Raw genomic sequence first — 25,944 nt, forward strand, 5'->3', positions numbered from 1 at the left:
TATTCACGGTTTTCGGGGTCAGGAGAGCAAAATATCCGTCGAATTGGTTCGGAGCGACGGATGCGTGGCCGGCGCGTTATCTGCCGAGGGCGAACACAGCCGTTCCGGAGCGTCGGCTCCTATAGATTCAATCTGAAGCGACAAGTGAAACGGAGCGCGACATGGCCGATATGACACCTACACCGGGCGTTTTTGACCGACTGCTGAAAGACCGCATCATCTGGCTGGGTTCAGAGGTCCGGGATGAGAACGCCAACGAGATTTGTGCCAAAATCCTGCTGCTGGCCGCAGAGGACTCGGAGCGGGATATCTTCCTGTACATCAACTCTCCCGGCGGCTCAATCACGGCGGGCATGGCCATTTACGACACGATGAGGTTCGTTCCGAACGACATCGTCACCGTCGGCATCGGACTCGCGGCCTCGATGGGGCAGTTCCTGTTGTCCTCTGGAACGAAGGGCAAGCGGTACATCACCCCCAACGCCCGGGTCCTGTTGCACCAGCCGTCCGGCGGATTCGGTGGCACGGCCGCCGACATCCAGACGCAGGCGAAGGTCATCCTGGATATGAAGAAGCGGATGGCCGAACTCACGGCAGAGCAGACCGGCAAATCGGTCGAGCAGATCCTCATCGACAACGACCGCGACAACTGGTTCACCGCTCACGAGGCCGTGGCCTATGGTTTTGTCGACCACCTGCGCGGCTCCGCGTCGGAAGTGGTCGGCGGCGGCGGCACCGACGACTCAGTGAACAAGAAGTAGGACGGGCGAGACGACATGGAATTCACGAATTTTGGTCAGCAGGCCGGGGGCCGCGCTCCGCAGGCACCCGAGGCCCGATACATCCTTCCCACCTTCGAAGAGCGCACGGCCTACGGCTACAAGCGCCAGGACCCCTACGCGAAGCTCTTCGAGGACCGCATCATCTTCCTCGGCGTGCAGGTGGACGACGCGTCCGCCGATGACGTCATGGCCCAGCTCCTGGTGCTCGAGAGCCAGGACCCGGACCGGGACATCGTGATGTATATCAACTCACCGGGTGGCTCCTTCACCGCGATGACGGCGATCTACGACACGATGCAGTACATTCGTCCGCACATCCAGACGGTCTGCCTCGGCCAGGCGGCATCCGCTGCCGCCGTGCTGCTTGCCGGCGGCACCCCCGGGAAGCGCCTCGCCCTTCCCAACGCCCGCATCCTCATCCACCAGCCCTCGGCCGGCGGACAGGGCGGCGGTCAGGCCTCCGACATCGAGATCCAGGCAGCCGAGATTCAGCGGATGCGGGAGTGGCTCGAATTCACCATCGCTCACCACTCCAACCGCAGCGCGGAGCAGGTTCACAAGGACATCGACCGTGACAAGATCCTCGGCTCGGCCGAGGCCCTCGAGTACGGCCTGATCGACCAGATCCTGACCAGCCGCAAAAACGTGCCCACGCTCGTCAAGTAGTAGAGCGAAACCGTGAACGCGACGGATGTCCGGGCTCGACGGAGCCGGGCATCCGTCGCGTTTCGCATATCGGGGAGATCGGGCACAACGGTGCTTGAACGTTATTCGACAGATGCGGTCAGCCTGCACCCGTGCCGCACAGGCACAGGCTAGGCTCGATGCAGTTATCAATGGAGGAGGCTGACGGATGGCCCGAATAGGCGAAAGCGCTGACCTGTTGAAGTGCTCTTTCTGCGGAAAGAGCCAGAAGCAGGTGCAGCAGCTCATTGCGGGCCCCGGTGTCTACATCTGTGACGAGTGCGTCGAGTTGTGCAACGAGATCATCGAGGAGCGTTTGGCCGAAGCCACCGCTGAAGACGGTGCCGGCGAATTCGAACTGCCCAAGCCGAAGGAGATCTTCGGCTTCCTCGAGGAATACGTCATCGGGCAGGAAGCCGCCAAGCGCGCCCTCGCCGTTGCCGTCTACAACCATTACAAGCGCGTACGCTCCCGCGCCACCCTCACCGCCGCCGACGCCATCCACGACGACGTGGAAATCGCCAAGTCCAACATTCTGTTGATCGGCCCTACCGGCTGCGGCAAGACCTACCTCGCCCAGACGCTGGCAAAACGCCTCAACGTTCCCTTCGCCGTGGCGGATGCGACGGCCCTCACCGAGGCCGGCTATGTCGGTGAAGACGTGGAGAACATTCTCCTCAAGCTGATCCAGGCCGCCGACTACGACGTCAAGCGCGCCGAGACCGGCATCATCTACATCGACGAGATCGACAAGATCGCACGCAAGGCCGAGAACCCCTCGATCACCCGCGACGTGTCCGGCGAGGGTGTGCAGCAGGCCCTGCTGAAGATTCTCGAGGGCACCGTGGCCTCGGTTCCGCCGCAGGGTGGGCGCAAGCATCCGCACCAGGAATTCATTCAGATTGACACCACGAATGTGCTGTTCATCGTGGCCGGCGCGTTCGCGGGCCTGGATGACATCATTTCGACCCGGGCCGGCAAGAAGGGCATCGGGTTCGGCGCGCCGCTGCACAGCAAGGGCGACGACGTCAACCTGTTCAGTGAGGTGCTCCCCGAAGACCTGCACAAATTCGGCCTGATCCCCGAGTTCATCGGCCGTCTGCCCGTGGTCACCACCGTCACCCAGCTCGACCAAGTGGCCCTGATGCAGATTTTGACCGTCCCGAAGAATGCCCTCGTGCGGCAGTACCAGCGTATGTTCCAGCTCGACGGCGTCGAGCTCGAATTCGAACAGCCGGCGCTGGAGGCCATCGCCGACCTCGCGGTCCTGCGCAAGACCGGTGCGCGCGGCCTACGAGCGATCATGGAAGAGGTGCTCGGACCGATCATGTTCGAGGTGCCGTCGAGCTCCGAGGTGGCGCGTGTCGTGGTCACCCGGGCCGCCGTGCTCGATAACGCCGAGCCCACGATCGTGCTGCACAAGGCCCGTCGCGTCGACAAGTCCGCCTAGGTTCAGCGCCCGGCCTCACCCCGCTTCGGCACCCGACCGAACCGAGCCCGGGGGCCGCCGTGTACCAGCCCGCCTTCGTCGGCGTCGTTGCGGCGGTCACCGGATTCGCGGGTTCATTCGTGCTCGTCATCGCCGGGCTGCAGGCCGTGGGCGCGTCCGATTCGCGGGCGGCATCCGTCCTGTTGGCGCACTGCCTGCTGGTCGGCATCGACGGCGTGCTGTATCCCGAAGCCGATCGCCAGTGCGATGCTCGCCGGCATCCTGTTCCCGATCTGCCCGGCCCCGGTGACGGCAGCCGTGTAGCAGCCGCTGCTCGCGGTGCCGGTTGTTCTGGTCTGGCTCGCCGTGTTCAAGCTGGCGCGCGCGTGGATGGTGCCGGCGACCATGGTCGGGGCCGCGATCATCGACGTTCGGCTACCAGCCTCTGCCCTGCGCGATCTGGTCGGCTCCGGTCTGGCGAACGCGTTCGGATCGGTCGTCGGCGCGCTCGGCATCAACCTGACGGCAATCACGACCGCGCCGATGGCCGGCCCCGACGCGCATCCTGACGGCCCGAAGCGGTGGATCGCCACGGCTGCCTCCGGGGCGGCCTGCCTCGTCCTGGTCACCGTGTCGGGCGTTTCAGTGTTGGGCATCGGCTCCGCGTTCGGGGTGCTGGTCATCGGCGGCGTGGTCATGCTCTGGCCGGGCTGGATGCCCTCCGGCCGCTCTCACCCAACTGCCGTCGCTGCCCCCTAACGAATTCGACGGAGATTTTGGCGAAATCAGGCCCACACGGGCCGAAAGCGGCCTGTTTCCGTAAAATCTCCGTCGAATTGGTTCAGGGGCGGGGCGTTAGGGCGCCGGGCAACGCCGGGCAGTGCCGGACGGTGCTAGTTCAGGCCGCGACGGTCGAGCAGCGGCTGAATGTCGGCGTCACGGCCGCGGAAATGGCGGTAGGCGGCGAGCGGGTTGGTGCTGCCGCCCACGCCCAGCAGCCGCGACCGGAAACGGTCTCCGTTGGCCCGGGTGAGCCCGCCGTTCTCTGCGAACCACTCGCCGGTGTCGGCGTCCAGCACCTCGCTCCAGATGTAGGAGTAGTAGCCGGCGTCGTAGCCGCCGGCGAAGGTGTGCGCGAAGTAGGTGCTGGAATAGCGGGTCGGCACGGCCGGATTGTCGAGCCCCACGGCGGCGAGGGCGGATGCCTCGAACGCGGCGACATCCGTCACCCTGTCGTCGGCTCCGATGCGGTGCCAGGCCTGGTCGAGCAGGGCCGCCGCAAGGTACTCGCTGGTGAAGAAGCCCTCGTTGAAGGTGGACGAGGCGTGGATGCGGTCGACGAGGTCCTGGGGCATGGGCTCCCCGGTCTCGTGGTGACGGGCATAGTTCGCGAGCACGTCGGGCCACAGCATCCACATCTCGTTGACCTGGCTGGGGAACTCCACGAAGTCGCGGTACACATTGGTGCCGGCGAATTTCGGGTAGGTGACCCGCGCGAACAGGCCGTGCAGGGCGTGCCCGAACTCGTGGAACAGGGTGACGACCTCGTCGAAACTGAGCAGCGTGGGCTCGCCCGTCGCCGGCCGGGGCACGTTCAGGTTGTTGCAGACGATCGTGGGGGTGCCTATCAGCGTCGACTGGGAGCCCAGGGCGTTCATCCAGGCGCCGCCCCGCTTGGAGTCGCGGGTGTAGACGTCGATGATGTACAGGCCCACGGGGGAGCCGTCGGCCTCGGTGACCTCGAACACACGCGCGCCGGGGTGCCAGGCGACGAGGTCGGGTTGCTCGGTGAAGGTGACGCCGTAGAGCCGATTGGCCGCGTAGAACACGCCGTCCTGCAGCACCCGTTCGAACTCGAAGTAGGGGCGCATGGCCGCGGTGTCCACGTCGTAGCGGGCCCGTCGCACCCTCTCCGTGTAGAAGGCCCAGTCCCAGGCGGCGAGCTCGAAGGCCCCGCCGTCCGCATCGATCTGCGCCTGCAGGTCGGCCTGCTCGGCGCGCGCATTGCGGGCTGCCGCCGGCGCGAGGCGCCCGAGCATGTCGGCGACCGCCTCCGGGGTCTTCGCCGTCTGGTCCGCGGTCACGCCGGCCGCGTGGCTGTCGAATCCGAGCAGCCGGGCCCGCTCGGCACGCAGCCGGGAGATCTCCAGCACGAGGGCGCGGTTGTCAAACTGCCCGCCGCGGATGCCCCGTGACCGGGAGGCGGCCAGCAGCCGCTCCCGCACACCGCGGTTCGTCAGCTGTGCCAGGTAGGGGTGCGAGGTAGGCAGCACCAGAGTGATCACGTAACGGCCGGTCAGGCCGCGCTCGTGGGCGGCCTCGGCTGCGGCGGAGATCTGACCGGGGGTGAGGCCATCCAGCTCGCTCACGTCGTCGAGCACGAGTGCCAGGTCGTTGGTGTCGGCGAGCAGGTTCTTCTCGAACCGGGTGGTGACCGTGGAGAGCCGCTTGTTGTAATCACGCAGCCGGGCCTTGTCGTCGTTGTCGAGGCCCGCGCCCGCGAGCGTGAATTCGGTGAAGTACCGCTCGATCAGGTAGCGTTCCTCCGGCTCCAGGTCCAATCGATCCCGCTGCTCCTGCAGAGCGGCGATCCGGGTGAACAGGCCAGGGTCCAGACGGATGGCGTCCGCGTGCGCTGCGAGGAGCGGGGCCAGTTCCTCCTCGAGTGCGTTGGTGAAGTCGCTGGAGTCCGACGAACTCCGGTTGAAGAACACCTCGGCCACCCGGGTCAGCAACGGCCCGCTGCGCTCGAGCGGGACCATCGTGTTGTCGAAGGTGGGGGCATCCGCGCTCGCGCAGATCGCCGCAATCTCGGCCAACTGCTCGGACATACCGTCCAGGAACGCCGGCCGGTAGTGCTCCTCCGCAATCAGCGCGAACGGAGGCAGCTCGAACGGAAGCGTGCTGATGCTGGCGAAGGGGTTCATTTCCTCACCCTGTCACATCCCCGGTCACATCCACATTTCGTCTGTCGGAGTACTCCCCCGCACGCCTAGGATCGGTTCATGATCGACGAGCCGGCACGCCCCGAGACCGCGCCCCGGGAGCAGTACACGCACGGGCATCACGAGAGCGTGCTGCGCTCGCATACCTGGCGCACGGTGGCCAACTCGGCGGCCTACCTGATCCCGCACCTGGATGCCGGGCTGACCCTGCTCGACGTGGGCTGCGGTCCGGGCACGGTCACGGTCGACCTGGCACGCCGGCTGTATCCCGGTCAGGTCACCGGCATCGATGCGTCGGAGCAGATCGTGCGGCGCGCAGCCGGGCTGGCCTTCGATGAGGGGGTGCGGAACGTGTCGTTCCAGGTGGGTGACGCCTACGCGCTCGGCTTCGCCGATGCGAGCTTCGACATCGTGCACGCGCACCAGGTGCTCCAGCACCTCGCCAACCCCGTCGCCGCGCTGCGGGAGTTCCAGCGCGTGCTGAGACCGGGCGGGATCCTCGCCGCCCGCGACGTCGATTCCGGGGGAGTGATGTACTACCCGAAGCTTCAGGGCCTGCAGCTGTGGGAGAGCGCCTTCCGCGACGTGCAGTACTGGAACGGCGGCGACCCCGACGCCGGGCGGGCGCTCAAAGCCTGGGCGCGCCAGGCCGGGTTCACCGACGTGGCGAGTTCGGCATCCCTTTGGTGCTTCGCCTCGGATGTCGAACGCGAGTGGTGGGGGCGGTCCTGGGCCGAGCGGGTGATCGAATCCGACTTCGCCGCACACGCCATCGAGGTGGGCGCGGCCGACCTGGCCGACCTTCGGATGATGCAGGCCGCGTGGCTGCAATGGGCCGGCGACCCCGATGGCTGGTTCGGTATCCCACACGGCGAGATCGTGGCCAGGAAGTAGCCCGTGCCGTTCCTCGACCGACTCCAACACTGGGCCCAGGTTCAGCCCGACGCCACCGCCGTCTCGGTCGGCGCCGACCGAATCAGCTTCGCCGAGCTCCGCGATGCGGCGGCGGCGCTCCTGCCCGCGACGCCCCGGATCTCCACCGTCTGCCTGCCCCACGGCACCGCGTTCGCCGTTGCCTTCGCCGCCGGCGTCGCCGAAGGCCGCTGCTCTGCGATTCAGAACCCTGACTGGCCGGAGGCGCAGCGCAGGGTGGTCGAGGAACGCCTGGCGAGGATCGCCGGGTTGGACGGACGGGTCGCCGCCGGCGCGCCCCTGCTCGGCACGGAGTTGCGCGACGGTCCCCCCGACAGGGACTTCCTCTACGGGTTCACCTCCGGCACGACCTCCGTGCCCAAGGCGTTCACGCGCAGCCGAGCCTCCTGGCAGCGCTCGTTCGCGCTGGGCACCGAGTTCTTCGGCCTGACTCGGCACGACCGAACACTGGCGCCCGGCCCGCTCTCCGCCAGCCTCAGCCTCTACGCTCTCGCCGAATCGCTGCATACCGGCTCCGCCTTTTTCGCTCTGCCCCGCTTCTCCGCCGCCGACGCTGTCGCCTGTGTCGCTGTCGAGCAGATCACCCGGATCGTGGCGGCGCCGACCGTGCTGCGTGTGATCGCCGCGCACGCGCTGGCCGTCGGCACGGACGTCACGCCACCCACCGGCAGGAGGCTCACCGCCATCGTGAGTGCGGGGGCCAAACTCGACCCGGGAACCCTGTCGATGCTGCGCCTCTGGGCGCCGGACGCCAGCGTGTTCGAGTACTACGGGGCAGCCGAACTGAGCTTCGTGACGGGGTCCGTGCTGCGTCCCGGCGAGGTGGCGCCGATCTCGGCGACCGCCGTCGGGCGGGCTCTGCCCGGAGTGGAGGTGCGCATCCAGGACGACGCGGGACGCGCCCTGCCGACCGGCACCCCGGGCACCATCTTCGTGCGCAGCCTTCTGGTGGGAGGCGGGTACGCCTGGGGCGACGACGGCGAGGCGTTCCGCCGCGAGGTCGACTGGTGCACGGTCGGCGACATCGGCTTCCTCGACCCGGCTGCGGTGCTGCACCACCTCGGCCGCCGCGCCGACCTCATCGTCACGTCCGGGCACAACGTCTACCCGCAGCAGGTCGAAGCGGCCTTGCGCGGCCTTCCCGGCGTGGAGTCGGCCCTCGTCACCGGTCTGCCGGACCCCGTGCGCGGAACCCGCGTGGTGGCCGCCGTGATCGCCGGCTCCGAGACGGATGCCGCGCGCATCCGGTCGCGCGCCGCGGCTCTGCTCGCCGCGCCCCACCGGCCCCGCGCCTACTACGCCCTGACGGAGCTGCCGCTCACCTCGGCCGGTAAACTCAGCCGGGTGATGCTGCGCCGCTGGATCGAGAAGGGTGACCGTCGTGTGCGCCCTCTGCGCTGACCCAGTCCGGCCGGACGCGGTCGGCGCCGACGGCTCCACTGCTCCCAGCGCCGACAGCGCCGATTCGCCCGCTGGCCCGCCAAACGACGCTGCCCGGGAACCCGTGATCGTGCTTGCCCGCCGCACCGCCTTCGGCCGCCGCAACGGGGTGTTCGCGCACACCCGTGCCGAAGACCTGCTGTCCCCCGTGCTGAACGCCGTGGTGTCCGGCGGCGAGGTGTCCCCGGCTGCCATCGACGATGTCATCATCGGCAACGCGGTGGGCGGCGGCGGCAACGTGGCCCGCCTGGCTGCGCTGACGGCCGGTCTGCCGGATTCCGTCCCCGGCCTCACGATCGACCGGCAGTGCGGCTCCGGCCTTGAGGCCATCGTGCTGGCCTGCCGGTTGGTTGCCGCCGGCGCCGGCGACCTCTACCTCGCCGGGGGAGTCGAGAGTTGCAGCACGGCCCCGCTGCGCGCGCACCGGCTCACCTCGGGCCCCGGGCGGCCGGACTTCTTCGATCGCGTGCGTTTCGCCCCCGATTCAGTCGGCGACCCCGACATGGGCGTCGCCGCCGAGAACGTGGCCGACCGCTACGGCATCTCCCGGCAGCGGCAGGACGCCTTCGCCCTCCGCAGTCACCGGCTGGCCGTCACGGCTGCCGCCGTGCCGGCGCCCGACATCGTGCCGCTGCCGACAGAGGCCGGCCCGGTCTTCGTCGACGAGGGGCCTCGCCCGGGTCTGACTAAGGCCCTGCTGGCCCGGTTCTCGCCGGTCTTCCGGCCGGGAGGAACGGTCACCGCCGGCAACTCCTGCGCGGATGCCGATGGCGCCGTCGTGGTCCTGGTCACCAGCCGCCGGAGGGCGCGCGAACTCGGACTGACCGGGTGGTTGTCCTTCGTCGACGCCGCGGTCACCGGCACGGACCCGAACTTCCTCGGCATTGGCGGCGCCGAGGCCGCGCGCCTCGTGCTGCTTCGGCAGGGCCTGACCGGGGCCGACCTGGCTCGGATCGAGTTCAACGAGGCGTTCGCGGCGCAGGTGCTTGCATCCCTCGATCTGCTCGGCGTTCCTGAGGAGCACGCCAACCGCGAGGGTGGGGCGCTCGCCCTCGGGCATCCGTTCGGCGCCAGTGGAGCCCTGCTGGTGCTGAGGCTGCTGCAGCAGTGTCGCGCCGCGGCAACACCGGGGGACGCCGCCCTCGCTGCGGTCAGCATCGCCGGCGGGCTGGGGCTTGCCGCCCTGTTCCGCTGGGAGCAGTCCCTGTCATCGGAGGCAGCGGGCGCCGACCGACTCTCACGCTGACGCACGACCACGGGGTGCGGAGTGGCCCCGCGGGATGCCGGTCAGCTGAGGTTAGATCCAGTCGTCCTCGTCGTCGAGCACGATCGACGGCTGCGTGATCGTGGCACTGTCCTCGCCTGGGTCATAGCGGATGATCGTGCCGTCGTCGAGCTCGAGCACAGGGCTGCCCTCGAGCCAGGTCAGTGTCCAGCGCCAGGCGCTGGAGTCCTCCGCCAGCGCGGTGAGGTCCTCTTCGACCGCACGGATGGCGATCTCCACCACGTGAGGTAGCCCGGCCGGCGCCGGGTGACCCAGAGGCCAGCGGGTTCCCATCTTCACTTACAGCTCGATCTCGTAGGTGACCCAGTCCGTACGGGTGGCCAGATCGTCGTACAGGCGCTGTGCGGTCTCGTTGTCGGCGGCCGTCAGCCACTGCACGGTCGTGAGACGGTGCGCCGCGGCGTACTCCTTGGCGAACTCGATCAGGGCGCGGCCGACGCCTGTGCTGCGGGAGTCCGGCGACACGAACAGGTCGTCCAGGAACAGTCCGCGGGTGGCGGTCAGGGTGCTCGGGACCTCGCGGTAATGGGCGAAGCCGACGAACTCGCCGTCCTCGTCGACAGCCACGGCACCGGCGAGAGACTCGTTCTTGTCGATGATCCAGCTCCAGACCTGGAGCGCTTTCTGATCAGTCAGATCGCTCTTGTAGAACTCGCTGTAGCCCTCGAAGAGTCCCAGCCATGAGAAGAAGTCCTTATCGCCGAGCGCGCGTACCTTGATTGACATCCGGTTCTCCTAGTTCTCCAGCACCGTGGCGAGCACGATGTCAGTGACAGCCAATTCGCTGCCCTCAATAAAAACCAACTCCGAGATGCGGCCAACGGCCCTCAGATCAACTGCAGCCTGCCTGAGCAGGGCAATCTCTGCAGCCGTACCGCTAATTACAGCAGAAACAACGGCGGATTTCTGGGATGCCTTGGCATCCGTTTTCGCGCGGCGGATGCCGGTGAGCGCCCGGCTGGACAGGTCCAGCAGGGCCACGTTGCCGCCCTGCCCTCCGCCGAGCTCGGTCTGAACGGGCCAGAAGGTTCGGTGGATGGACCCCTCGTTGGACCAGGACCAGGCTTCCTCGGTCGCGAACGGCACGAACGGGGCGAAGAGGCGCAGCTGGGTGGCCAGGGCGGTGCGCAGGGCGGCGACGGCCGACGCCTGGCCGGCTCCCGCGTCGCCGTACGCGCGCTCTTTGACCAGTTCGAGGTAGTCGTCGCAGAACGTCCAGAAGAAGCTCTCGGTGAGTTCCAGCGCACGGGCGTGGTCGTAGCCCTCGATCGCGGCGGTGGCGTGGCCGACGACGACGCTGAGCCGAGCGAGCATGCTCTGGTCGAGCGGCTCGGTCACGGGGGCGTCGGCGGCGCCGTCGAAGGAGAGGATGAACTTTGACGCGTTCAGGATCTTGATCGCCAGGCGACGGCCGATTTTGATCTGGGTCGGGTTCTTGGGGTCGAAGGCGGCGTCGGTGCCGAGGCGTGATGACGCGGCCCAGTAGCGCACGGCATCCGAACCGTGCTGCTCGAGCATGTCCGCCGGGGTGACCACATTGCCCTTGGACTTGGACATCTTCTTCCGGTCGGGGTCGACGATGAAGCCGGACAGAGCTGCGTGCTGCCACGGCGAGACGCCGTGTTCCAGCTCGGAGCGCAGCAGGGTGGAGAACAGCCAGGTGCGGATGATGTCCTGGCCCTGCGGGCGCAGCGAGTACGGGTAGACGAGATCGAACAGTGCGGGATCGCGCTCCCAGCCGCCCGCCAGCTGCGGGGTCAGGGAGGAGGTCGCCCAGGTGTCCATCACGTCGACCTCTCCGACGAAGCCGTTCGCCTGGCCGCGCTGCTCGGCGGCGAAGCCCGGGGCGGTGTCGGAGGACGGGTCGACCGGGAGCATCTCGCGGGTGGCGACGATGGGCTGGTCGAAGAGCGGGTTCGCGTCGACATCCAGCGGGTACCAGATCGGCAGCGGAACGCCGAAAAAGCGCTGGCGAGAGACGAGCCAGTCGCCGGTGAGGCCGTTGACCCAGTTGTCGTACCGCACGCGCATAAACTCCGGGTGCCACTGCAGGTCGGTTCCGTGCGTGATCAGGCGGGCGCGCAGCTTCTCGTCCCGAGCGCCGTTGCGGATATACCACTGACGGGTCGACACGATCTCGAGCGGTTTGTCGCCCTTCTCGAAGAACTTGACCGGGTGCACGATCGCGCGGGGCTCGCCGATCAGGTCGCCGCCGAGGCGGAGCAGGTCGACCACGGCTGCCTTGGCGGAGAAGACGGTCTTGCCGGCCAGCTGCGCGTACGCGGCCTGTCCGGCCTCGCTCGTGATCGCCTCGGGCGCCTCGGCGATGATGCGGCCGTCAAAGCCCATGATGGCGCGGTTCGGCAGGTCGAGTTCACGCCACCAGATCACATCGGTGACGTCGCCGAACGTGCAGATCATGGCGATGCCACTGCCCTTGTCCTTCTGCGCGAGGTGGTGGGCCAGGATCGGCACCTCCACGTCGAAGAGGGGAGTGCGCACGGTCGTGCCGAACAGCGCCTGGTAGCGCTCGTCGTCCGGATGCGCCACCAGCGCCACACAGGCCGGCAGCAGTTCCGGGCGGGTGGTCTCGATCTCGATGGCGCCGCCATCGGGCTTGGCGAAGGCAACCCGGTGGTAGAACGCCGGCATCTCCTTGTCTTCGAGCTCGGCCTGGGCGACCGCGGTGCGGAAGGTGACGTCCCAGAGGGTGGGGGCCATGGCCTGGTAGGCCTCGCCGCGCTCGACGTTGCCGATGAAGGCGGACTGGGAGGTGACCAGCGAGTCATTGCCGATGGTGCGGTAGGTCTGGGTCCAGTCGACGCTCAGGCCCAGCATGCGCCAAACGGCCTCGAACTGCTTTTCGTCCTCGATGGTGAGGCGCTCGCACAGCTCGATGAAGTTGCGGCGGCTGATCGGCAACTGGTCGGCGGCCTTGGTGCTTTTGCCGTCTCCGCCCTCGAACGGGGCGGTGAATCCGGTGGTGTAGGGCAGCGACGGATCGCAGCGCACGCCGTAGTAGTTTTGCACGCGCCGCTCGGTGGGCAGGCCGTTGTCGTCCCAACCCATCGGGTAGAAGACGCTCTTGCCGCGCATTCGCTGGAAGCGGGCGATGACATCCGTGTGGGTGTAGGAGAAGACGTGGCCGATGTGCAGGGAGCCGGAGGCGGTCGGCGGCGGGGTATCGATGGAGAAGATACTCTCCCGCGTGGCCGAGTCACGGTCGAAACGGTAGGTGCCGGCCTCTTCCCACGAGCCGCCCCACTTGGTTTCGAGGCCTTCAAGGGCCGGTTTTTCCGGAACGTTGGCGGCGGTCATGTTTCTCCGATTCGATCTGTGCGGCACCGTGTCGTTGGTGAAGTGCCTGAGTATTGGGCCTTATCCAACTTACCGGATGCCCCGTCGTCCGCCGACTCGGGCCGTCACCGGGCCTGCAGCGCCCGGCTGGGACTCGCCGTGAGTGGCAGGATTGAAGCGGGAAGGGGTGCCATGGATGACCCGGGAACACTGTCCGAGGCCCGTCGCACGGTGCTGCACCGCACGGTGCGCTGGATCGTGGGTTTCACGATCGGCTACAACGTGCTCGAGGCCGTCGCCTCGATCGTGGCGGGCGCCGCGGCATCCTCGACCGCCCTGATCGCCTTCGGCCTGGACTCCGTCATCGAGGTGCTCTCCGCCGCGGTCATCGCGTGGCAGTTCTCCCGGCGCGATCCTGAGCGCTGGCAGAAACCGGCCCTCCGCGCCATCGCGATCGCGTTCTTCACCCTCGCCGGGTACGTGATCCTGGCCGCCGGTCTGAGCTTCGCCGGCGTCGTCGAGGCCGCGCCCAGCCCGCTGGGCATCGTCATCGCGTGCCTGAGTCTTGTGATCATGCCTGGGGTGGCCGGCGTGGAGCGCCGGACCGGCGCGGAGCTCGGCAGTGCCAGCGTGATCGCCGACGCCCGGCAGTTGCTGCTCTGCGCGTGGCTGTCCGGGTCGATGCTGCTCGGGTTGGCGGCCAACGCGCTCCTCGGCTGGGCCTGGGCGGACTCGCTCGCCGCCCTCGTGATCGCCGGGTTCGCGATCAGGGAGGGCATCGAGGCGTGGCGCGGCGAAGCCGAGCCGCCGATGGTGCCGCACGCCGACTAGGAGGGTGAGCCCCCGTCAGGTGGCGGTCGATTCAGGCGATTGCCCCACCAATTCGACGGAGATTTTGCTCTGGGAGCCGGTTTTCAGGCCCGAACGGGACGTTTCGGGCAGAATCTCCGTCGAATTCGTTCGGGACGGAGTCGCCCCAGGGTCAGAATCCGAGCCGGGGGACCGCGCCGAGCAGGGCCTGCGTGTACGGATGCTGCGGGGCGGAAAAGACCCGGGCCGCGGCACCGGTCTCGACGATGCGGCCATCCAGCATCACGGCGACCTGGTCGCTCACGTGCTGGATCACCCCGAGGTCGTGGGAGATGAACAGCAGGCTGAGGCCCAGCTCGCGCTGCAGATCGTCGAGCAGGTCGAGCACCTGGGCCTGCACGGTCACGTCGAGCGAGGACACGGGCTCGTCGCAGATCAGGATCTGCGGGTCGGAGGCCAGCGCTCGGGCGATGCTCACCCGCTGCCGCTGCCCGCCGGAGAGTGAGAGCGGTCGGCGGCCCAGCAGCCCCGGCGGCAGACCCACCGCGTCGAGCAGCTCCAGCACGCGCAGCCGGTCGGCAGTCGTTGCTGAGGCGGTAGTCGTTGCTGAGGCGGTAGTCGACGCGGCAGTCGATGCAGAGCCGCCAAAGCCGGAGGTGTCTCCAGAGCCGGGTGCGCCGCCGCGCCGGCCGCGCCCGGCCGCGCCGCCGACCGCGTCCCGCAGCACCTGCTCGACGCTCAGCCGGGGATCGAAGGAGCTGAGCGCATCCTGGTAGACCGCACCGAGCCGGGGTCGCAGGAGCCGGCGCTGCTTCTCCGCGGCGGCGCTGAACGGCTGCCCGAGCACCCGCACCTCGCCGGCGTCGGGCCGGGTCAGCGCCAGCACGAGGCGGGCCGTCGTGGTCTTGCCGGAGCCGGATTCGCCCACGATGCCGAGCGTCGTGCCGCGCTCGAGCCGGAACGATACCCCGTCGACCGCAAGCTGCTCGCTCCCGTCGGGCCGGGTGAAGCGCTTGACCAGTCCGGCGGCCTCCATCACGATGTCGCGGTCAGCAGCGCGGTCAGCAGCGCCGTCAGCAGCGCGGTCGGCATGGTCGGCGAAGGCCGGCGGGGCAGGCGAAGCGAAGGCCGACGAGGCGAAGGCCGACGAAGTGGACGCAGGTGACACCGGAGCCACGGCCCGCGGGCTCAACCGCAGCCCGCGCGGCTTGTCGACCGGGATCGCGGCGAGCATCTGCCGGGTGACCGGATGCTCCGGCCGGGTCAGCACCTCGTGCGCCGGTCCCTGTTCCACGATGCGTCCCTCGCTCAGCACGGCGATCCGGTCGGCGATACGGCCGACGACGGCCAGGTCGTGGCTGATCAGCAGGATGCCCGTTCCGGCGCGTTTCAGGCTCGCCAGCAGCTCCAGGATCTGCGCCTGCACGGTGACGTCGAGCGCCGTCGTAGGCTCGTCGGCGATCAGCAACGGCGGGTCCAGCGCGATCGCGGCCGCGATCAGGGCCCGTTGGCGTTGGCCGCCGGAGAGCTCACCGGAGCGTTTCCGCATTTGGTTGGCGGCGTCGGGCAGACCCACCTGGTGCAGCACCTCGAGCACCCGAGCGTGCCGAGCGGCGGCGCCGAGGCGGGTGTGCAGCCGCAGCGAGTCGGCGATCTCCCGGCCCACCGGGCGCAGCGGGTCCAGCGACACGAGGGCATCCTGCAGCACCAGACCGACGTCGCGGCCGCGCCGTCGGCGCCATTGCTGCTCGGAGAGCCCGCGCACATCGGAGCCCGCGAGGCTCAGCTCGTCGGCGCGCACCCAGGCCGTGTCACCGGCCAGGCCGAGAAGGCTGCGCGCGGTGACGCTCTTGCCCGAGCCGGACTCGCCCACGATGGCCAGGCATTCGCCGGGGGCCACCTCGAACGAGACTCCGTTCAACACCGGGTCGGCGTCACCCTGCGGCCCGAAGCCCACCACGAGGTTCCGCACTCGCACCGCCGTAGCGTCGGTCACGCCCGCGGCCTCGGGAGAGCCCAGGCCGCCCAGGCCCACGCCCAGCTCGCCGCTCATGCGTGCCTCATCCGTCGCTCGATGCCGCGGCCGAGCGCCGTGGCCGATACCGCCGTCAGCACGATGAATAGCCCGGGAAAGAAGCTCATCCACCAGGCTGACCCGATGTAGGTGCGCCCGGCGGAAAGCATCGCGCCCCACTCCGCGGCGGGCGGCGCCGCGCCCAGGCCCAGGTAGCTCAGCGCCGACGCCCAGACGATGGCCTGGCCGATGCCGAGCGTGCCGAGCACGAACAGCGGAGCGAGGGTGTTGGGCAGGATGTGCCGCACCAGGAGTTGCCCCGGGCTGCGCCCGAGCACGGTCGCCGCCTCGACGAAGGCCGAGGACCGTACGGACAGCAGCTGGCCACGGATGATGCGGGCATAGCCGGGCGCGGTCGCCAGACCCACGGCGACGGTCGCCGTGGCAACGCCCGGCCCGAAGATCAGGATGAAGAGCAGGGCCAGCAGCAGCCCGGGAAACGCGAACAGCACCTCGAGGAACCGGTTCACGGTGAAGTCGACGACGGGGCCGAGCATGCCGGCCAGGGTGCCGAGCACGAGTCCCAGGCCGAGTCCGATCAGGGTGGCGAGGGTGCCGATCAGCAGGGAGCTGCCGGTGCCGTGGCTGACCCGCGTATATATGTCCCGGCCGGATTCGTCGGTGCCGAACCAGTGTGCGGGTGAGGGGGTCTGGGACGCCGACAGCGGGTCGATCCCGAGCGGGTCGCCGGGGGCCACGAGCGTGGGGAACAGCGCCGCCGTGACCAGGAACAGGGCGAACAGGCCGGCCAGAACCTCGGCCACGCCGAACCGGCGGGACGCACGCGCAGTCCTGGGCGCTCGCGGCGCCCGGCCCAGCCCGGCCTGGATCTCGAGGTCGCTCATCGCGCCCGCAGCCGAGGGTCGGCCATGCGCTGGGCCAGGTCGGTGAGCAGGGTCATCAGGATGTACCCGACGGCCACGATCAGCACCGCGCCGACCACGACCGGGACGTCGCGCACGGTCACCGCGGTCAGCAGCGTGCGCCCCAGGCCCGGCCGGGCGAAAATGGTCTCGACCACCACGGCCCCGCTGATCAGGGAGCCGAAGGCCCAGCCGGAGAGGCTGATCGCCGGCAGCGACGCGTGCCGGATGACGTGCACCCAGCGCACCCCGCGTTCGCCCTCGCCGCGGGCGCGGGCGGAGAGCACGAACGGGGACTCCAGCGCCGTGAGCAGCGACTCCCGCATGATCTGGCCGAGGAAACCGGCGAGAGGCACGGCGAGGGTCAGCACCGGCAGCACCAGCCCGGACACCCCGGAGGTGCTGATCGGCGGCAGCCAGCCCAGCCAGACGCTGAACAGCACGATCAGCACCGTCGCCAGCCAGAAGTGGGGGAGCGCGGCGGCAACGATCTCCAGCCCGGACCCCAGGTACCAGGCGAACCGCCCGCCGCGGGTGGACCAGGTGGCCAGCCCGAGGGCGAGCAGCCAGGCCACGGCGAGGGCGAGCACGGCCAGCAACAGGGTGCCTCCGAGCTGGCCGAGCAGGAGCGGCGCGACGTCCTGGTTCAGGGAGTACGAGCGGCCCAGGTCCCCGGTGGCCAGGCGTGCCAGTTGCGCCAGGTACTGCACGAACACGGGCTGGTCGAGCCCGTATTCCGCCCGGACCGCGGCGAGCGCCTCCGGAGAGGTCTGCGAGCCGGGGCCACCCAGGATGGCCTCGGCCGGGTCGCCGGGGATCAGGCGGATAGCGAAGAAGGTCAGCGTGGCCACCATCCAGAGCACGAAGACCGCGCCGCCCAGGCGGCCCAGGACGACCCGGGCCGTCCGGACGACCGGCGCGGCGCGGCCTACTTCAGCCACGCATCGTAGAACGTGGGCGTCGACACGGTCGGCAGCGCCCGCGCGCCCACCACGTCGGTGCCGAGCAGGTAGTGGTTCTGCTGGTCGAAGAGCGGCAGGATGTAGAAGCCCTCGAGCACCATGTTCTGCGCGTCGGCGTAGAGGGCGGCGCGTTCCTCGGCATCCGTCACCTGGCCGGCCTGGGTGAGCAGGGCGTCGATGGCCGGGTCATTCACCTGGGCGTGATTGGCGAAGTAGCCGCTGGGTGCAGGGATGATGCCGTCGGAGTGGAACAGGATGCGCAGAACGTCGGGTCCGACCTTCGTGTACGGGGCGCTGACGGCGTCGTAGTCGTTCTCGCCTAGCGCGGTGTACCAGCTGGAGAGGTCCATCGGGCTGAGCACGACCTCGAAGCCGGTCTCTTTCGCGGTGGCCTGGATCTGCTCGAACAGGGACTGCTCCGCCGGGATGGACTGGTTCGTGCTCACCGGGAAGTCGACCGTGAGGCGCTCGCCGTCCTTAACCAGGTAGCCGTCCGAGTCTCGCTCGGTCCAGCCGGCGGAATCGAGCAGGTCCGAGGCGGCCGCGGGGTCGTAGTCGAACAGGTCGGGGCCCGACACGGCGAGCGGTTCGGCGCTGGAGAGGGCGGAGTACGAGCGTTCGGCCGTGCCCTGGAACAGGCTCGTGACGGCGTCGTCGACGTTCGCCGAGCGGATGAACGCCTCCCGCACGAGCGGGTCGTCGAACGGTGCGCGGCCGGAGTTCAGCTCGATCCGGTTCGAGGCGCCCGGGCGCGGGGCGTCGAGGTGCACAATGGTGTCGCTCTTCTCGGCCTGCACGATGGTGTCGGGCTGAATGTTGTCGATCACGTCGGCGTCGCCGGACTGCAGGGCCGCGTAGCGGGAAGCGGAGTCGGGGATGAAGCGCCAGACGATGGAGTCGAGGTAGGCCGGCCCGGTGTGCTCGGCATCCTCGGGCGGGGAGCTGTAGTTCTTGTTCCGCACCAGGGTGATCGATTCCTGCTGCACCCACTTCTCGACCTGGAACGGGCCGGTCCCGACCGGAGCGGCGCAGTTCTCGTCCTGGCTGCGGGCCAACGCGGTGGGAGATTCGATCGCCAACCACGGCTGTGAGAGTGATTCGAGCAGGGCGCTGTCGGGTTCGCTCAGCACGATGCGCACGACGTTGGTGGAGACCGCCTCGGTGCCGGTGACCTTACCTAGGGCCAGGTAGCCGGTCGACGAGCCCGTCTCGGGGTCCTGGATGTGCGCGATGTTCGCCTGCACGGCGGCGGCGTCGAGCGGGGTGCCGTCGGTAAAGCTTACGTCGGCGGCGAGCGTGAAGTCCCAGGCCAGCCCGTCGGCGCTCTCGGTCCAAGAATCGGCCAGCCAGGGGATGATCGTGCCGTCCTCGTCCCGGGAGACGAGCGACTCGAGGTACTGCGTGCTGACCAGGGCCTGCGGGTAGTTGCCGCCCACGTGCGGGTCCAGGCAGGTGGGCTCGGCGTCGCCGGACGCGTAGGTCAGCGTGCCACCGGAGACGGGCTCGGTGGCTTCAGGGGACTCGGCAGTGGCGCAGCCGGCGAGCAGGATGCCGGTGGCGACGAGGCCGACCAGCCCGGTCAGGGTGCGCGATGCGCGCTGGGTATGCCCCGAAGTGTGCATGGTGGGTCTCTTTCCGCGGCGCCCGATGGGCCGAGTGTGCAATTGTTGGACTCGGTCCACAAACGAGATGGACCTGTCCCATCGTAGAACACAGGAGCGGCATGCCTGATCCCGAACCGAAGCGGGCCGGCCGGCCCCGCGGATCCTCGCGGGCGATGCTCGAGGAGGCGTCCGCCGAGCTTTTCCTCGAGCAGACGTATGCGGGCACCACGATCCTTCAGATCACCCGCCGCGCGGGCGTCAGCCGGGCCACCTTCTTCAACTACTTCACGGCCAAGAGTGACCTGCTCTGGGTCGACGTCGACGCGGGCCTGGCGACGTTGCCGGCCGCCCTCGACCAGTCCGCCGCCGCAGCCGGGGCGGCGGAGGCCGTGGATGCCGTGGAGCGGGCGCTGCTGCAGGTCTCTGCCGCGTTCGGGCCGGGGCAGGTGCCCTGGGCGCTCACCCAGTACGAGCTGATGGGCACGACCGGCGAGCTGGAGGCATCCGCCCTGTCCCGGTTCATGGCCCAGGTGACCCTGGTCACCCGCTTCGTCGGAGCGCGAGGTGGCACGACCGACCAGCTCTCCAGCCGGGCCTTCGCGATGGCCGTGCTCGGGGCCGCGGCCGCCGCCGCCGGGGTCTGGGCGCGTGCCGGGGTCACCCGCGGAGCGCTGGAACCCTACGTCGGCGCGGCCATCGCGCCCGTCTGCATGGGGTACCGCGCCCTGCACACCCGGGGCCGGACGCAGGGTAGAATAGAGCAGTATGACTGTGATCCGGCCATCACCGGTGAGTCTTCGGAAGAACGGCAACCGCTTCGCGGCGGTTCCCAGTAGAACCGAACGGGTCGGGCCCGTCACAGCCTCAGAACAAGCGGTTTCCCAGGGCTTCGGCTTCGAGAGACAAGCGAGGTGGTACCGCGGCGAATCCCGTTCGGAGTCGGCGTCCTCGTGGAACAGGGGCAGATCTGTGAACGACAGAGCCTGCCCGACTCGTCCAGGAGAGACATGACGTACCCCAAAGGCCAGCAGTCCGGTTCCCCCGCCCAGCCCGGCGGCATCGTGCCCTCGCCGAACTTCCCCCAGATCGAAACCGACGTGCTCGCGTTCTGGAAGAACGACGGCACCTTCCAGGCGTCGATCGACAACCGGGCGGATGCCCCCGAGTGGGTCTTCTACGACGGCCCGCCGTTCGCCAACGGCCTGCCCCACTACGGCCACCTGCTGACCGGATACGCGAAGGACCTGTTCCCGCGGTTCCAGACCATGCGTGGCAAGCAGGTGCACCGCCGCTTCGGCTGGGACACCCACGGCCTACCGGCCGAACTGGAAGCCGAACGCGAGCTGGGCATCACCGACAAGAGCGAGATCGAGAAGATGGGCATCGGCGCCTTCAACGCCGTCGCCCGCAGCTCCGTGCTCAAGTACACCAAGGTCTGGGAGGAGTACGTCACCCGCCAGGCGCGCTGGGTCGACTTCGAGAACGACTACAAGACGCTCGACATCACCTTCATGGAATCCGTGATCTGGGCCTTCAAGCGGCTGCATGACAAGGGTCTGGCCTATGAGGGCTACCGGGTGCTGCCGTACTGCTGGCGCGACCAGACGCCGCTGTCCAACCACGAACTGCGCATGGACGACGACGTCTACAAGATGCGCCAGGACCAGACCGTCACGGTCACGTTCCCGCTGGTCGGCGCCAAGGCCGAAGCCCTGGGGCTGACCGCCGTGCGCGCCCTGGCCTGGACGACCACCCCCTGGACGCTCCCGACGAACCTGGCGCTCGCCGTGGGCCCCGAGATCATCTACGCCGTCGTGCCGGCCGGGCCGAACGGCACCCCGGACGCCACCGTGCTGCGGGAGGCCGTTTCCGGGGCGGATGCCGCGGCATCCGTCGCCTCCACCGAGGTTCTCGGCGCCGAATACCTGATCGCGATCGACCTGGTCGGCAACTACGCCAAGGACCTCGGCTACGACTCGGCGGCGGACGCCACCGCGGCGATCTCCCGCACCGTTCTCGGCACCGCCCTCGAGGGCGTCAGCTACGACCGCCTCTTCGACTACTACGCCGACACCGCGGTCTGGGGCACCCAGAACGCCTGGACGATCGTCGTGGCCGACTACGTCACCACCGCCGACGGCACCGGCATCGTGCACCAGGCGCCCGCCTACGGCGAGGAGGACCAGAAGCTCTGCGAGGCCGCCGGCATCCCGGTGATCATCTCGCTCGACGCGGGCGGCAAGTTCCTCGCCGACGTGCCCGAGGTCGCCGGCCAGCTCTGGAGCGACGCGAACAAGCCGCTCACCCAGCTGCTCAAGAACGAGGGCCGCCTGCTGCGACAGGCCAGCTACGAGCACTCCTACCCGCACTGCTGGCGCTGCCGCAACCCGCTGATCTACAAGGCCGTGTCGAGCTGGTTCGTGCGTGTCACCGACTTCCGTGGCCGTCTGGTGGACCTCAACCAGGAGATCAACTGGGTGCCGGAGAACGTCAAGGACGGCCAGTTCGGCAAGTGGATCGGCAACGCCCGCGACTGGTCGATCAGCCGCAACCGGTACTGGGGCTCGCCGATCCCGGTCTGGAAGAGCGACAACCCCGATTACCCGCGCATCGACGTCTACGGCTCCCTCGACGAGCTCGAGGCCGACTTCGGCGTGCGCCCCACCGACCTGCACCGCCCCTACATCGACGAGCTCACCCGCCCGAACCCCGACGACCCCACGGGCCAGTCCACCATGCGGCGGATCACGGATGTGCTCGACGTCTGGTTCGACTCCGGGTCGATGCCGTTCGCGCAGGTGCACTACCCGTTCGAGAACGCCGACTGGTTCGACAGCCACAACCCGGCCGACTTCATCGTGGAGTACATCGGGCAGACCCGCGGCTGGTTCTACATGCTGCACACGCTCTCCACCGCCCTGTTCGACCGCCCCGCCTTCAAGAACGTGGTCAGCCACGGCATCGTGCTCGGCAACGACGGGCAGAAGATGTCCAAGTCGCTGCGCAACTACCCCGATGTGAACGAGGTGTTCGATCGGGACGGTTCGGATGCCATGCGCTGGTTCCTGATGAGCTCCTCCGTGCTGCGCGGCGGCAACCTGATCGTCACCGAGGAGGGCATCCGCGAGGGTGCCCGCCAGGTCATGCTCCCGCTCTGGAGCACCTGGTACTTCTTCTCGCTCTACGCCAACGCGTCCGGTGAGAAGGGCTACGACGCCACCTGGCGCACCGACTCCACCGACGTGCTCGACCGCTACCTGCTGGCCAAGACCCGCGACCTGATCGTGGAGGTCACGGCCGACCTGGAGGCCCTCGACAGCACCCAGGCGACCGCCCGGCTCCGGGACTTCGCCGACGTGCTCACCAACTGGTACGTGCGCCGCTCGCGAGACCGGTTCTGGGCCGGCGCCGGGGCCGGGGTCTCGGTCTCGACGGCCTCGACCACCGCGAACGAGGCCTTCGACACGCTCTACACCGTGCTCGAAACGGTGACCCGGGTGGCCGCCCCGATGCTCCCGCTCGTCACCGAGCGCATCTGGCAGGGCCTCACCGGCGGTCGCAGCGTGCACCTGACCGACTGGCCCGACGCCGATCTGTTCCCTGCCGACACCGTTTTGGTCACGGCGATGGACCAGGTGCGCACCATCAGCTCCACCGTGCTGTCGCTGCGCAAGCAGGCCGGTCTGCGCGTGCGCCTGCCGCTGGCCACCCTGACCGTGGTCACAGTCGACACGGCGGCCCTGGCCCCGTTCGAGGGCATCCTTCGCGACGAGCTGAACGTCAAGAGCGTGCGCCTGGTCGAGCTGGCCGACGACAGCGCGAGCGCCTACGGCATCACCTCCCGGCTCACCGTGAACGCCCGGGCCGCCGGCCCGCGCCTCGGCAAGCAGGTGCAGCAGGTCATCAAGGCCGCCCGCGCCGGCGACTGGAGCGAGACCGCCGACGTCGTCACCGCCGGCGGCATCGAGCTGGTCGCAGGGGAGTACGAACTCGTGCTGCAGACCGGCCCGGCCGACGGTTCCCCCGTCGCCGACGACGCGGCGTCTGATGCCCCGGCCCTGGCGCTCCTGGCGGGCGGTGGTTTCGTGCTGCTCGAGACGCAGACCACCCCGGAACTCGAGGCGGAGGGCTTAGCCCGCGATCTGATCCGCGCCGTGCAGGACACCCGCAAGTCGGCCGGATTCGAGGTGAGTGACCGCATCCGTCTCGATCTCGTCTTCTACTCCGCCGAGGACGCCGCGACCTTCGCCCTTGCGGCCGGCGTCGACGTCGCCGCGGAGACCCTGACCCTCCGGTTCGCCACCCATGTGGCCACCGAGGTGTCCGATGACAGCCTGGCGCACGGCCTGCCGTCCGAATGGCTGCAGAGCCTGGTCGGCGTCCCCGTCGAGCACTACGTGCTCTACGAGGCTGGTCACTATGCCAACCGGGGGACCGTCCTGGTCGCCGTCGCCCGAGAGAACGGACTCGTCCATGTCTGACCCGAAGAAGCCCGGGGCGAAGAAGCCCGGGGCGAAGAAGCCCGGATCGAAGAAGCCCGGGGCGAAGAAGCCGCGCCAGTCCTCCGACCCCGGCCGGGAGGCCGGGGACGCCGTCTTCGCCGCCCTCCTCGCCCGCGTGGGCGAGGGTGCGCCGAAGCCGCGTCTGGCCCCGACCCGGCGGGCGCTCGAACTGCTGGGTGACCCTCAGACCGTCTACCCGGTGATCCATATCACCGGCACCAACGGCAAGACCAGCACGAGCCGCATCACCGAGAGCATCGTGCGCGCCTACGGGCTGCGCACCGGACTGATGACGAGCCCGCACCTCGTGCGGCTCAACGAGCGCATCGTGATCGACGGGGAGTCCATCACCGATGAGGCCCTGGCGGCGAACTGGGCCGACATCGAACCCTTCCTGGCCATGGTCGACGCGGAACTCGCGGCGGCAGGCGACGACGCGCTCACCTTCTTCGAGGCGCTCACCGTGCTGGCCTTCGCCTGCTTCGCCGACGCCCCCGTCGACGTCGCCGTGATCGAGGTCGGCATGGGCGGCGAGTGGGATTCCACCAACGTCGCCGACGGGCAGGTGGCCGTGTTCACGCCCATCGCCCTCGACCACACGCTCCGCCTCGGCAACACGATCGCCGAGATCGCCCGCACCAAGGCCGGCATCATCAAGCCGTCCGCCGCCGTGGTCTCCGCCCGGCAGGGCGAGGCGGCGCAGGCCGAACTCGAGCGGGCCGCCGAGCTGACCGAGTCGACCCTGGCCAGTGAGGGCGAGGATTTCGCCCTGATCAACAGCCGGGTCGCCGTGGGCGGGCAGCTCATCTCGGTGCGCGGCCTCGCCGGCACCTACTCGGACCTGTTCCTGCCGCTGTACGGCACGCACCAGGCGCAGAACGCGGCCGTCGCGATCGCCGCCGTCGAGTCCTTCCTCGGGGCCGGCACCACGGCGCTCTCGCAGGACCTGGTCGAGGAGGGCCTCGCGCAGGTCACCTCGCCCGGACGCCTGCAACTGATCGGAATCGAACCGTCCGTCCTGGTGGATGCCGCGCACAACCCGCACGGAGCGGCCGCCCTCAGCACTGCGCTGGCCGACTACTTCGACTTCGACGAAATTGTGGCCGTGGTGGGCATCCTCACCGACAAGGATGCGACCGGCATCATCACCGCGCTGCAGTCCACGGTGGTGCGGTTCCACGTCACACAGTCGCAGTCCGAGCGCGCGGTCGGCGTCGACGACCTCGCCGACCTGATCGCCGACCTCGCCGGCGAGGAGACGACCGTCCGGTTCGACGACCTCGCGCAGGCCCTCGACTCCGCCAGGGACTGGGCCCTCGAGTCGCCCAAGCGGGCTGTGATCGTGACCGGGTCGATCACCCTCGTCGGCGAAGCCATCATTCTGGCCGACGCCCGGGAATGGCTGGCGAAATGACGCCCGCTCCCCGCTCGGTGAAGCGCACGCTCGCGACGATCCTGCTCGGCTTCGAGATCATCGTGGTTGCCCTTGCCGCCCTGGTGATCTTCGGTCTGCAGGCGTTGCCGCCGTGGCTGGCCCTCGGCGGGGGAGCAGTGCTGGGGCTGGCCATGGTGGCCGTGCTCGCGCTGCTCCGTTATGAGTGGGCCTACGTGGTCGGCTGGATCCTCCAGCTGATCATGGTGGCCGCCGGCTTCCTCAACCCGGCCATGTTCTTCGTCGGCGGCATGTTCGCCGCCATGTGGGCGTACTGCATGATCGCCGGCTCCCGGATCGACAACCAGAACCAAAACTTTCCCAACAACGAGAACAACGAGAACAACGAGAAAGAGAACTCATGAGCACCCAGGTCCAGGAAACTCTCGTATTGGTCAAACCGGATGGCGTTGCCCGCAACCTCTCCGGCGAGATCCTGCGTCGCATCGAGCAGAAGGGATACTCCCTCGTCGACGCGAAGCTCGTGCAGGCCGACCGGTCCCTGCTGGCCGAGCACTACGCCGAGCACCAGGGCAAGCCGTTCTTCGAACCTCTCGTGGAGTTCATGGAAAGCGGTCCGATCCTCGTGCTGCGCATCGCCGGCGAACGCGTGATCGAGGGCTTCCGCTCCCTGGCCGGCACAACCGACCCGACCACCGCGGCTCCCGGCACCATCCGCGGCGACTTCGGCCGAGACTGGGGCACCAAGGTGCAGCAGAACCTCGTGCACGGCTCCGACTCGCCCGAGTCGGCCGACCGCGAACTGGCCCTCTGGTTCGACTGACCCGTACCGAACGGGGAACAGCCACTGACCGGATGCCGGGAAGCGGCTGTTCTCGTGGGCAGCCGATGTCGGTGCTTGGTGCACCAAGCGCACCGCCGTCGCAGAATGGCCGATGATG

The 25,944-nt window shown here is 68.9% G+C and carries 22 protein-coding genes; 13 read left to right on the plus strand and 9 right to left on the minus strand.

All coding sequences use genetic code 11. The features are described from left to right. Positions 1–161 precede the first annotated feature (161 nt). From E3O18_RS11195 to clpX, 3 genes are all read left to right on the plus strand, one after another. Complete coding sequence (locus tag E3O18_RS11195) at positions 162–761, plus strand: ATP-dependent Clp protease proteolytic subunit (RefSeq protein WP_104103353.1); 600 nt, start codon at positions 162–164, stop codon at positions 759–761. Between the two features lie 15 nt (positions 762–776). After that, on the plus strand, positions 777–1,448 hold the full coding sequence (locus E3O18_RS11200; protein WP_134393922.1) for an ATP-dependent Clp protease proteolytic subunit: 672 nt from the start codon (positions 777–779) through the stop codon (positions 1,446–1,448). Positions 1,449–1,635: 187 nt separating this feature from the next. Further along, a complete protein-coding gene (gene clpX, locus E3O18_RS11205) occupies positions 1,636–2,916 on the plus strand; it encodes an ATP-dependent Clp protease ATP-binding subunit ClpX (RefSeq protein ID WP_104103359.1) in 1,281 nt (426 codons plus the stop codon). A 113-nt stretch (positions 2,917–3,029) separates the two neighbouring features. On the opposite strand, the gene E3O18_RS16150 is transcribed toward clpX, so the two are convergent. Continuing rightward, a complete protein-coding gene (locus tag E3O18_RS16150) occupies positions 3,030–3,320 on the minus strand; it encodes a hypothetical protein (protein ID WP_166784915.1) in 291 nt (96 codons plus the stop codon). Here E3O18_RS16150 and E3O18_RS11215 point away from each other — a divergent pair. Continuing rightward, the gene (locus E3O18_RS11215; RefSeq protein WP_166784918.1) at positions 3,301–3,654 is read left to right on the plus strand and encodes a benzoate/H(+) symporter BenE family transporter; all 354 of its coding nucleotides are present in this window, start codon (positions 3,301–3,303) and stop codon (positions 3,652–3,654) included. The two genes, E3O18_RS16150 and E3O18_RS11215, sit on opposite strands and share 20 nt — an antisense overlap. Before the next feature lie 134 nt (positions 3,655–3,788). Here E3O18_RS11215 and E3O18_RS11220 read toward each other — a convergent pair whose 3' ends face one another. Next, positions 3,789–5,822 (minus strand): M3 family metallopeptidase, encoded by a 2,034-nt coding sequence (locus tag E3O18_RS11220; RefSeq protein WP_134418112.1) that lies wholly within the window; start codon positions 5,820–5,822, stop codon positions 3,789–3,791. 78 nt (positions 5,823–5,900) lie between these two features. Here E3O18_RS11220 and E3O18_RS11225 point away from each other — a divergent pair, with 78 nt between their 5' ends. Genes E3O18_RS11225 through E3O18_RS11235 form a run of 3 tightly spaced genes read left to right on the plus strand, consistent with a single transcriptional unit; the run spans position 5,901 to position 9,459 of the window. Next, entirely contained in the window at positions 5,901–6,734 is an 834-nt protein-coding gene (locus E3O18_RS11225) for a class I SAM-dependent methyltransferase (protein ID WP_134399151.1), read from the plus strand. Positions 6,735–6,737: 3 nt separating this feature from the next. Next, complete coding sequence (locus tag E3O18_RS11230; RefSeq protein WP_134418114.1) at positions 6,738–8,174, plus strand: AMP-binding protein; 1,437 nt, start codon at positions 6,738–6,740, stop codon at positions 8,172–8,174. Beyond that, a complete protein-coding gene (locus E3O18_RS11235) occupies positions 8,146–9,459 on the plus strand; it encodes a thiolase family protein (protein ID WP_347232346.1) in 1,314 nt (437 codons plus the stop codon). The genes E3O18_RS11230 and E3O18_RS11235 overlap by 29 nt, the downstream gene beginning before the upstream one ends. A gap of 51 nt (positions 9,460–9,510) precedes the next feature. Here E3O18_RS11235 and E3O18_RS11240 read toward each other — a convergent pair whose 3' ends face one another. From E3O18_RS11240 to valS, 3 genes are read right to left on the minus strand one after another with little or no spacing between them, the layout of a single operon-like run. Beyond that, positions 9,511–9,771, minus strand: a complete 261-nt coding sequence (locus tag E3O18_RS11240) for a hypothetical protein (protein ID WP_241973554.1) — start codon at positions 9,769–9,771, stop codon at positions 9,511–9,513. Between the two features lie 6 nt (positions 9,772–9,777). Then, positions 9,778–10,224 (minus strand): GNAT family N-acetyltransferase, encoded by a 447-nt coding sequence (locus tag E3O18_RS11245; RefSeq protein ID WP_134393915.1) that lies wholly within the window; start codon positions 10,222–10,224, stop codon positions 9,778–9,780. A 9-nt stretch (positions 10,225–10,233) separates the two neighbouring features. Continuing rightward, positions 10,234–12,816, minus strand: a complete 2,583-nt coding sequence (gene valS / locus E3O18_RS11250) for a valine--tRNA ligase (protein ID WP_134393914.1) — start codon at positions 12,814–12,816, stop codon at positions 10,234–10,236. A 171-nt stretch (positions 12,817–12,987) separates the two neighbouring features. Between valS and E3O18_RS11255 the strand changes: the two genes are divergently transcribed. Further along, positions 12,988–13,626: a cation transporter gene (locus E3O18_RS11255; protein WP_134393913.1), complete on the plus strand. Its 639-nt coding sequence runs from the start codon at positions 12,988–12,990 to the stop codon at positions 13,624–13,626. Between the two features lie 151 nt (positions 13,627–13,777). On the opposite strand, the gene E3O18_RS11260 is transcribed toward E3O18_RS11255, so the two are convergent. Genes E3O18_RS11260 through E3O18_RS11275 form a run of 4 tightly spaced genes read right to left on the minus strand, consistent with a single transcriptional unit; the run spans position 13,778 to position 19,126 of the window. Continuing rightward, positions 13,778–15,658: an ABC transporter ATP-binding protein gene (locus E3O18_RS11260; protein ID WP_134393912.1), complete on the minus strand. Its 1,881-nt coding sequence runs from the start codon at positions 15,656–15,658 to the stop codon at positions 13,778–13,780. Continuing rightward, positions 15,655–16,524, minus strand: coding sequence for an ABC transporter permease (locus E3O18_RS11265; RefSeq protein WP_134393911.1), 870 nt, complete (start codon positions 16,522–16,524; stop codon positions 15,655–15,657). The genes E3O18_RS11260 and E3O18_RS11265 overlap by 4 nt, the downstream gene beginning before the upstream one ends. Continuing rightward, on the minus strand, positions 16,521–17,483 hold the full coding sequence (locus E3O18_RS11270; RefSeq protein ID WP_255570050.1) for an ABC transporter permease: 963 nt from the start codon (positions 17,481–17,483) through the stop codon (positions 16,521–16,523). Before E3O18_RS11270 ends, E3O18_RS11265 begins: the two co-directional genes overlap by 4 nt. Then, a complete protein-coding gene (locus E3O18_RS11275) occupies positions 17,471–19,126 on the minus strand; it encodes an ABC transporter substrate-binding protein (protein ID WP_134393910.1) in 1,656 nt (551 codons plus the stop codon). The genes E3O18_RS11270 and E3O18_RS11275 overlap by 13 nt, the downstream gene beginning before the upstream one ends. A 101-nt stretch (positions 19,127–19,227) precedes the next feature. On the opposite strand from E3O18_RS11275, the gene E3O18_RS11280 reads away from it, so the two are divergent. The 5 genes from E3O18_RS11280 (at position 19,228) to ndk (ending at position 25,826) form a co-directional block, all read left to right on the plus strand. Further along, positions 19,228–19,944, plus strand: coding sequence for a TetR/AcrR family transcriptional regulator (locus E3O18_RS11280; RefSeq protein WP_134393909.1), 717 nt, complete (start codon positions 19,228–19,230; stop codon positions 19,942–19,944). Between the two features lie 171 nt (positions 19,945–20,115). Continuing rightward, entirely contained in the window at positions 20,116–23,589 is a 3,474-nt protein-coding gene (ileS, locus tag E3O18_RS11285) for an isoleucine--tRNA ligase (RefSeq protein WP_134393908.1), read from the plus strand. Then, positions 23,582–25,024, plus strand: coding sequence for a folylpolyglutamate synthase/dihydrofolate synthase family protein (locus E3O18_RS11290; RefSeq protein ID WP_134393907.1), 1,443 nt, complete (start codon positions 23,582–23,584; stop codon positions 25,022–25,024). Before ileS ends, E3O18_RS11290 begins: the two co-directional genes overlap by 8 nt. Continuing rightward, positions 25,021–25,407: a DUF4233 domain-containing protein gene (locus tag E3O18_RS11295; protein WP_166784622.1), complete on the plus strand. Its 387-nt coding sequence runs from the start codon at positions 25,021–25,023 to the stop codon at positions 25,405–25,407. The genes E3O18_RS11290 and E3O18_RS11295 overlap by 4 nt, the downstream gene beginning before the upstream one ends. Next, positions 25,404–25,826: a nucleoside-diphosphate kinase gene (ndk, locus tag E3O18_RS11300; RefSeq protein WP_134393905.1), complete on the plus strand. Its 423-nt coding sequence runs from the start codon at positions 25,404–25,406 to the stop codon at positions 25,824–25,826. Before E3O18_RS11295 ends, ndk begins: the two co-directional genes overlap by 4 nt. The last annotated feature ends 118 nt before the right edge of the window (positions 25,827–25,944 follow it).

This window comes from Cryobacterium sp. TMT2-42-4 (assembly GCF_004402645.1).
GTDB lineage: Bacteria > Actinomycetota > Actinomycetes > Actinomycetales > Microbacteriaceae > Cryobacterium > Cryobacterium sandaracinum.

Bases quoted from the DNA above. Each gene is read 5' to 3' on its own strand.
- E3O18_RS11195 (WP_104103353.1), top strand. From the start codon at position 162: ATGGCCGATATGACACCTACACCGGGCGTTTTTGACCGACTGCTGAAA.
- E3O18_RS11200 (WP_134393922.1), top strand. From the start codon at position 777: ATGGAATTCACGAATTTTGGTCAGCAGGCCGGGGGCCGCGCTCCGCAG.
- clpX (WP_104103359.1), top strand. From the start codon at position 1,636: ATGGCCCGAATAGGCGAAAGCGCTGACCTGTTGAAGTGCTCTTTCTGC.
- E3O18_RS11215 (WP_166784918.1), top strand. From the start codon at position 3,301: ATGGTCGGGGCCGCGATCATCGACGTTCGGCTACCAGCCTCTGCCCTG.
- E3O18_RS16150 (WP_166784915.1), bottom strand. From the start codon at position 3,320: ATGATCGCGGCCCCGACCATGGTCGCCGGCACCATCCACGCGCGCGCC.
- E3O18_RS11220 (WP_134418112.1), bottom strand. From the start codon at position 5,822: ATGAACCCCTTCGCCAGCATCAGCACGCTTCCGTTCGAGCTGCCTCCG.
- E3O18_RS11225 (WP_134399151.1), top strand. From the start codon at position 5,901: ATGATCGACGAGCCGGCACGCCCCGAGACCGCGCCCCGGGAGCAGTAC.
- E3O18_RS11240 (WP_241973554.1), bottom strand. From the start codon at position 9,771: ATGGGAACCCGCTGGCCTCTGGGTCACCCGGCGCCGGCCGGGCTACCT.
- E3O18_RS11245 (WP_134393915.1), bottom strand. From the start codon at position 10,224: ATGTCAATCAAGGTACGCGCGCTCGGCGATAAGGACTTCTTCTCATGG.
- valS (WP_134393914.1), bottom strand. From the start codon at position 12,816: ATGACCGCCGCCAACGTTCCGGAAAAACCGGCCCTTGAAGGCCTCGAA.
- E3O18_RS11255 (WP_134393913.1), top strand. From the start codon at position 12,988: ATGGATGACCCGGGAACACTGTCCGAGGCCCGTCGCACGGTGCTGCAC.
- E3O18_RS11260 (WP_134393912.1), bottom strand. From the start codon at position 15,658: ATGAGCGGCGAGCTGGGCGTGGGCCTGGGCGGCCTGGGCTCTCCCGAG.
- E3O18_RS11265 (WP_134393911.1), bottom strand. From the start codon at position 16,524: ATGAGCGACCTCGAGATCCAGGCCGGGCTGGGCCGGGCGCCGCGAGCG.
- E3O18_RS11275 (WP_134393910.1), bottom strand. From the start codon at position 19,126: ATGCACACTTCGGGGCATACCCAGCGCGCATCGCGCACCCTGACCGGG.
- E3O18_RS11280 (WP_134393909.1), top strand. From the start codon at position 19,228: ATGCCTGATCCCGAACCGAAGCGGGCCGGCCGGCCCCGCGGATCCTCG.
- ileS (WP_134393908.1), top strand. From the start codon at position 20,116: ATGACGTACCCCAAAGGCCAGCAGTCCGGTTCCCCCGCCCAGCCCGGC.
- E3O18_RS11290 (WP_134393907.1), top strand. From the start codon at position 23,582: ATGTCTGACCCGAAGAAGCCCGGGGCGAAGAAGCCCGGGGCGAAGAAG.
- E3O18_RS11295 (WP_166784622.1), top strand. From the start codon at position 25,021: ATGACGCCCGCTCCCCGCTCGGTGAAGCGCACGCTCGCGACGATCCTG.
- ndk (WP_134393905.1), top strand. From the start codon at position 25,404: ATGAGCACCCAGGTCCAGGAAACTCTCGTATTGGTCAAACCGGATGGC.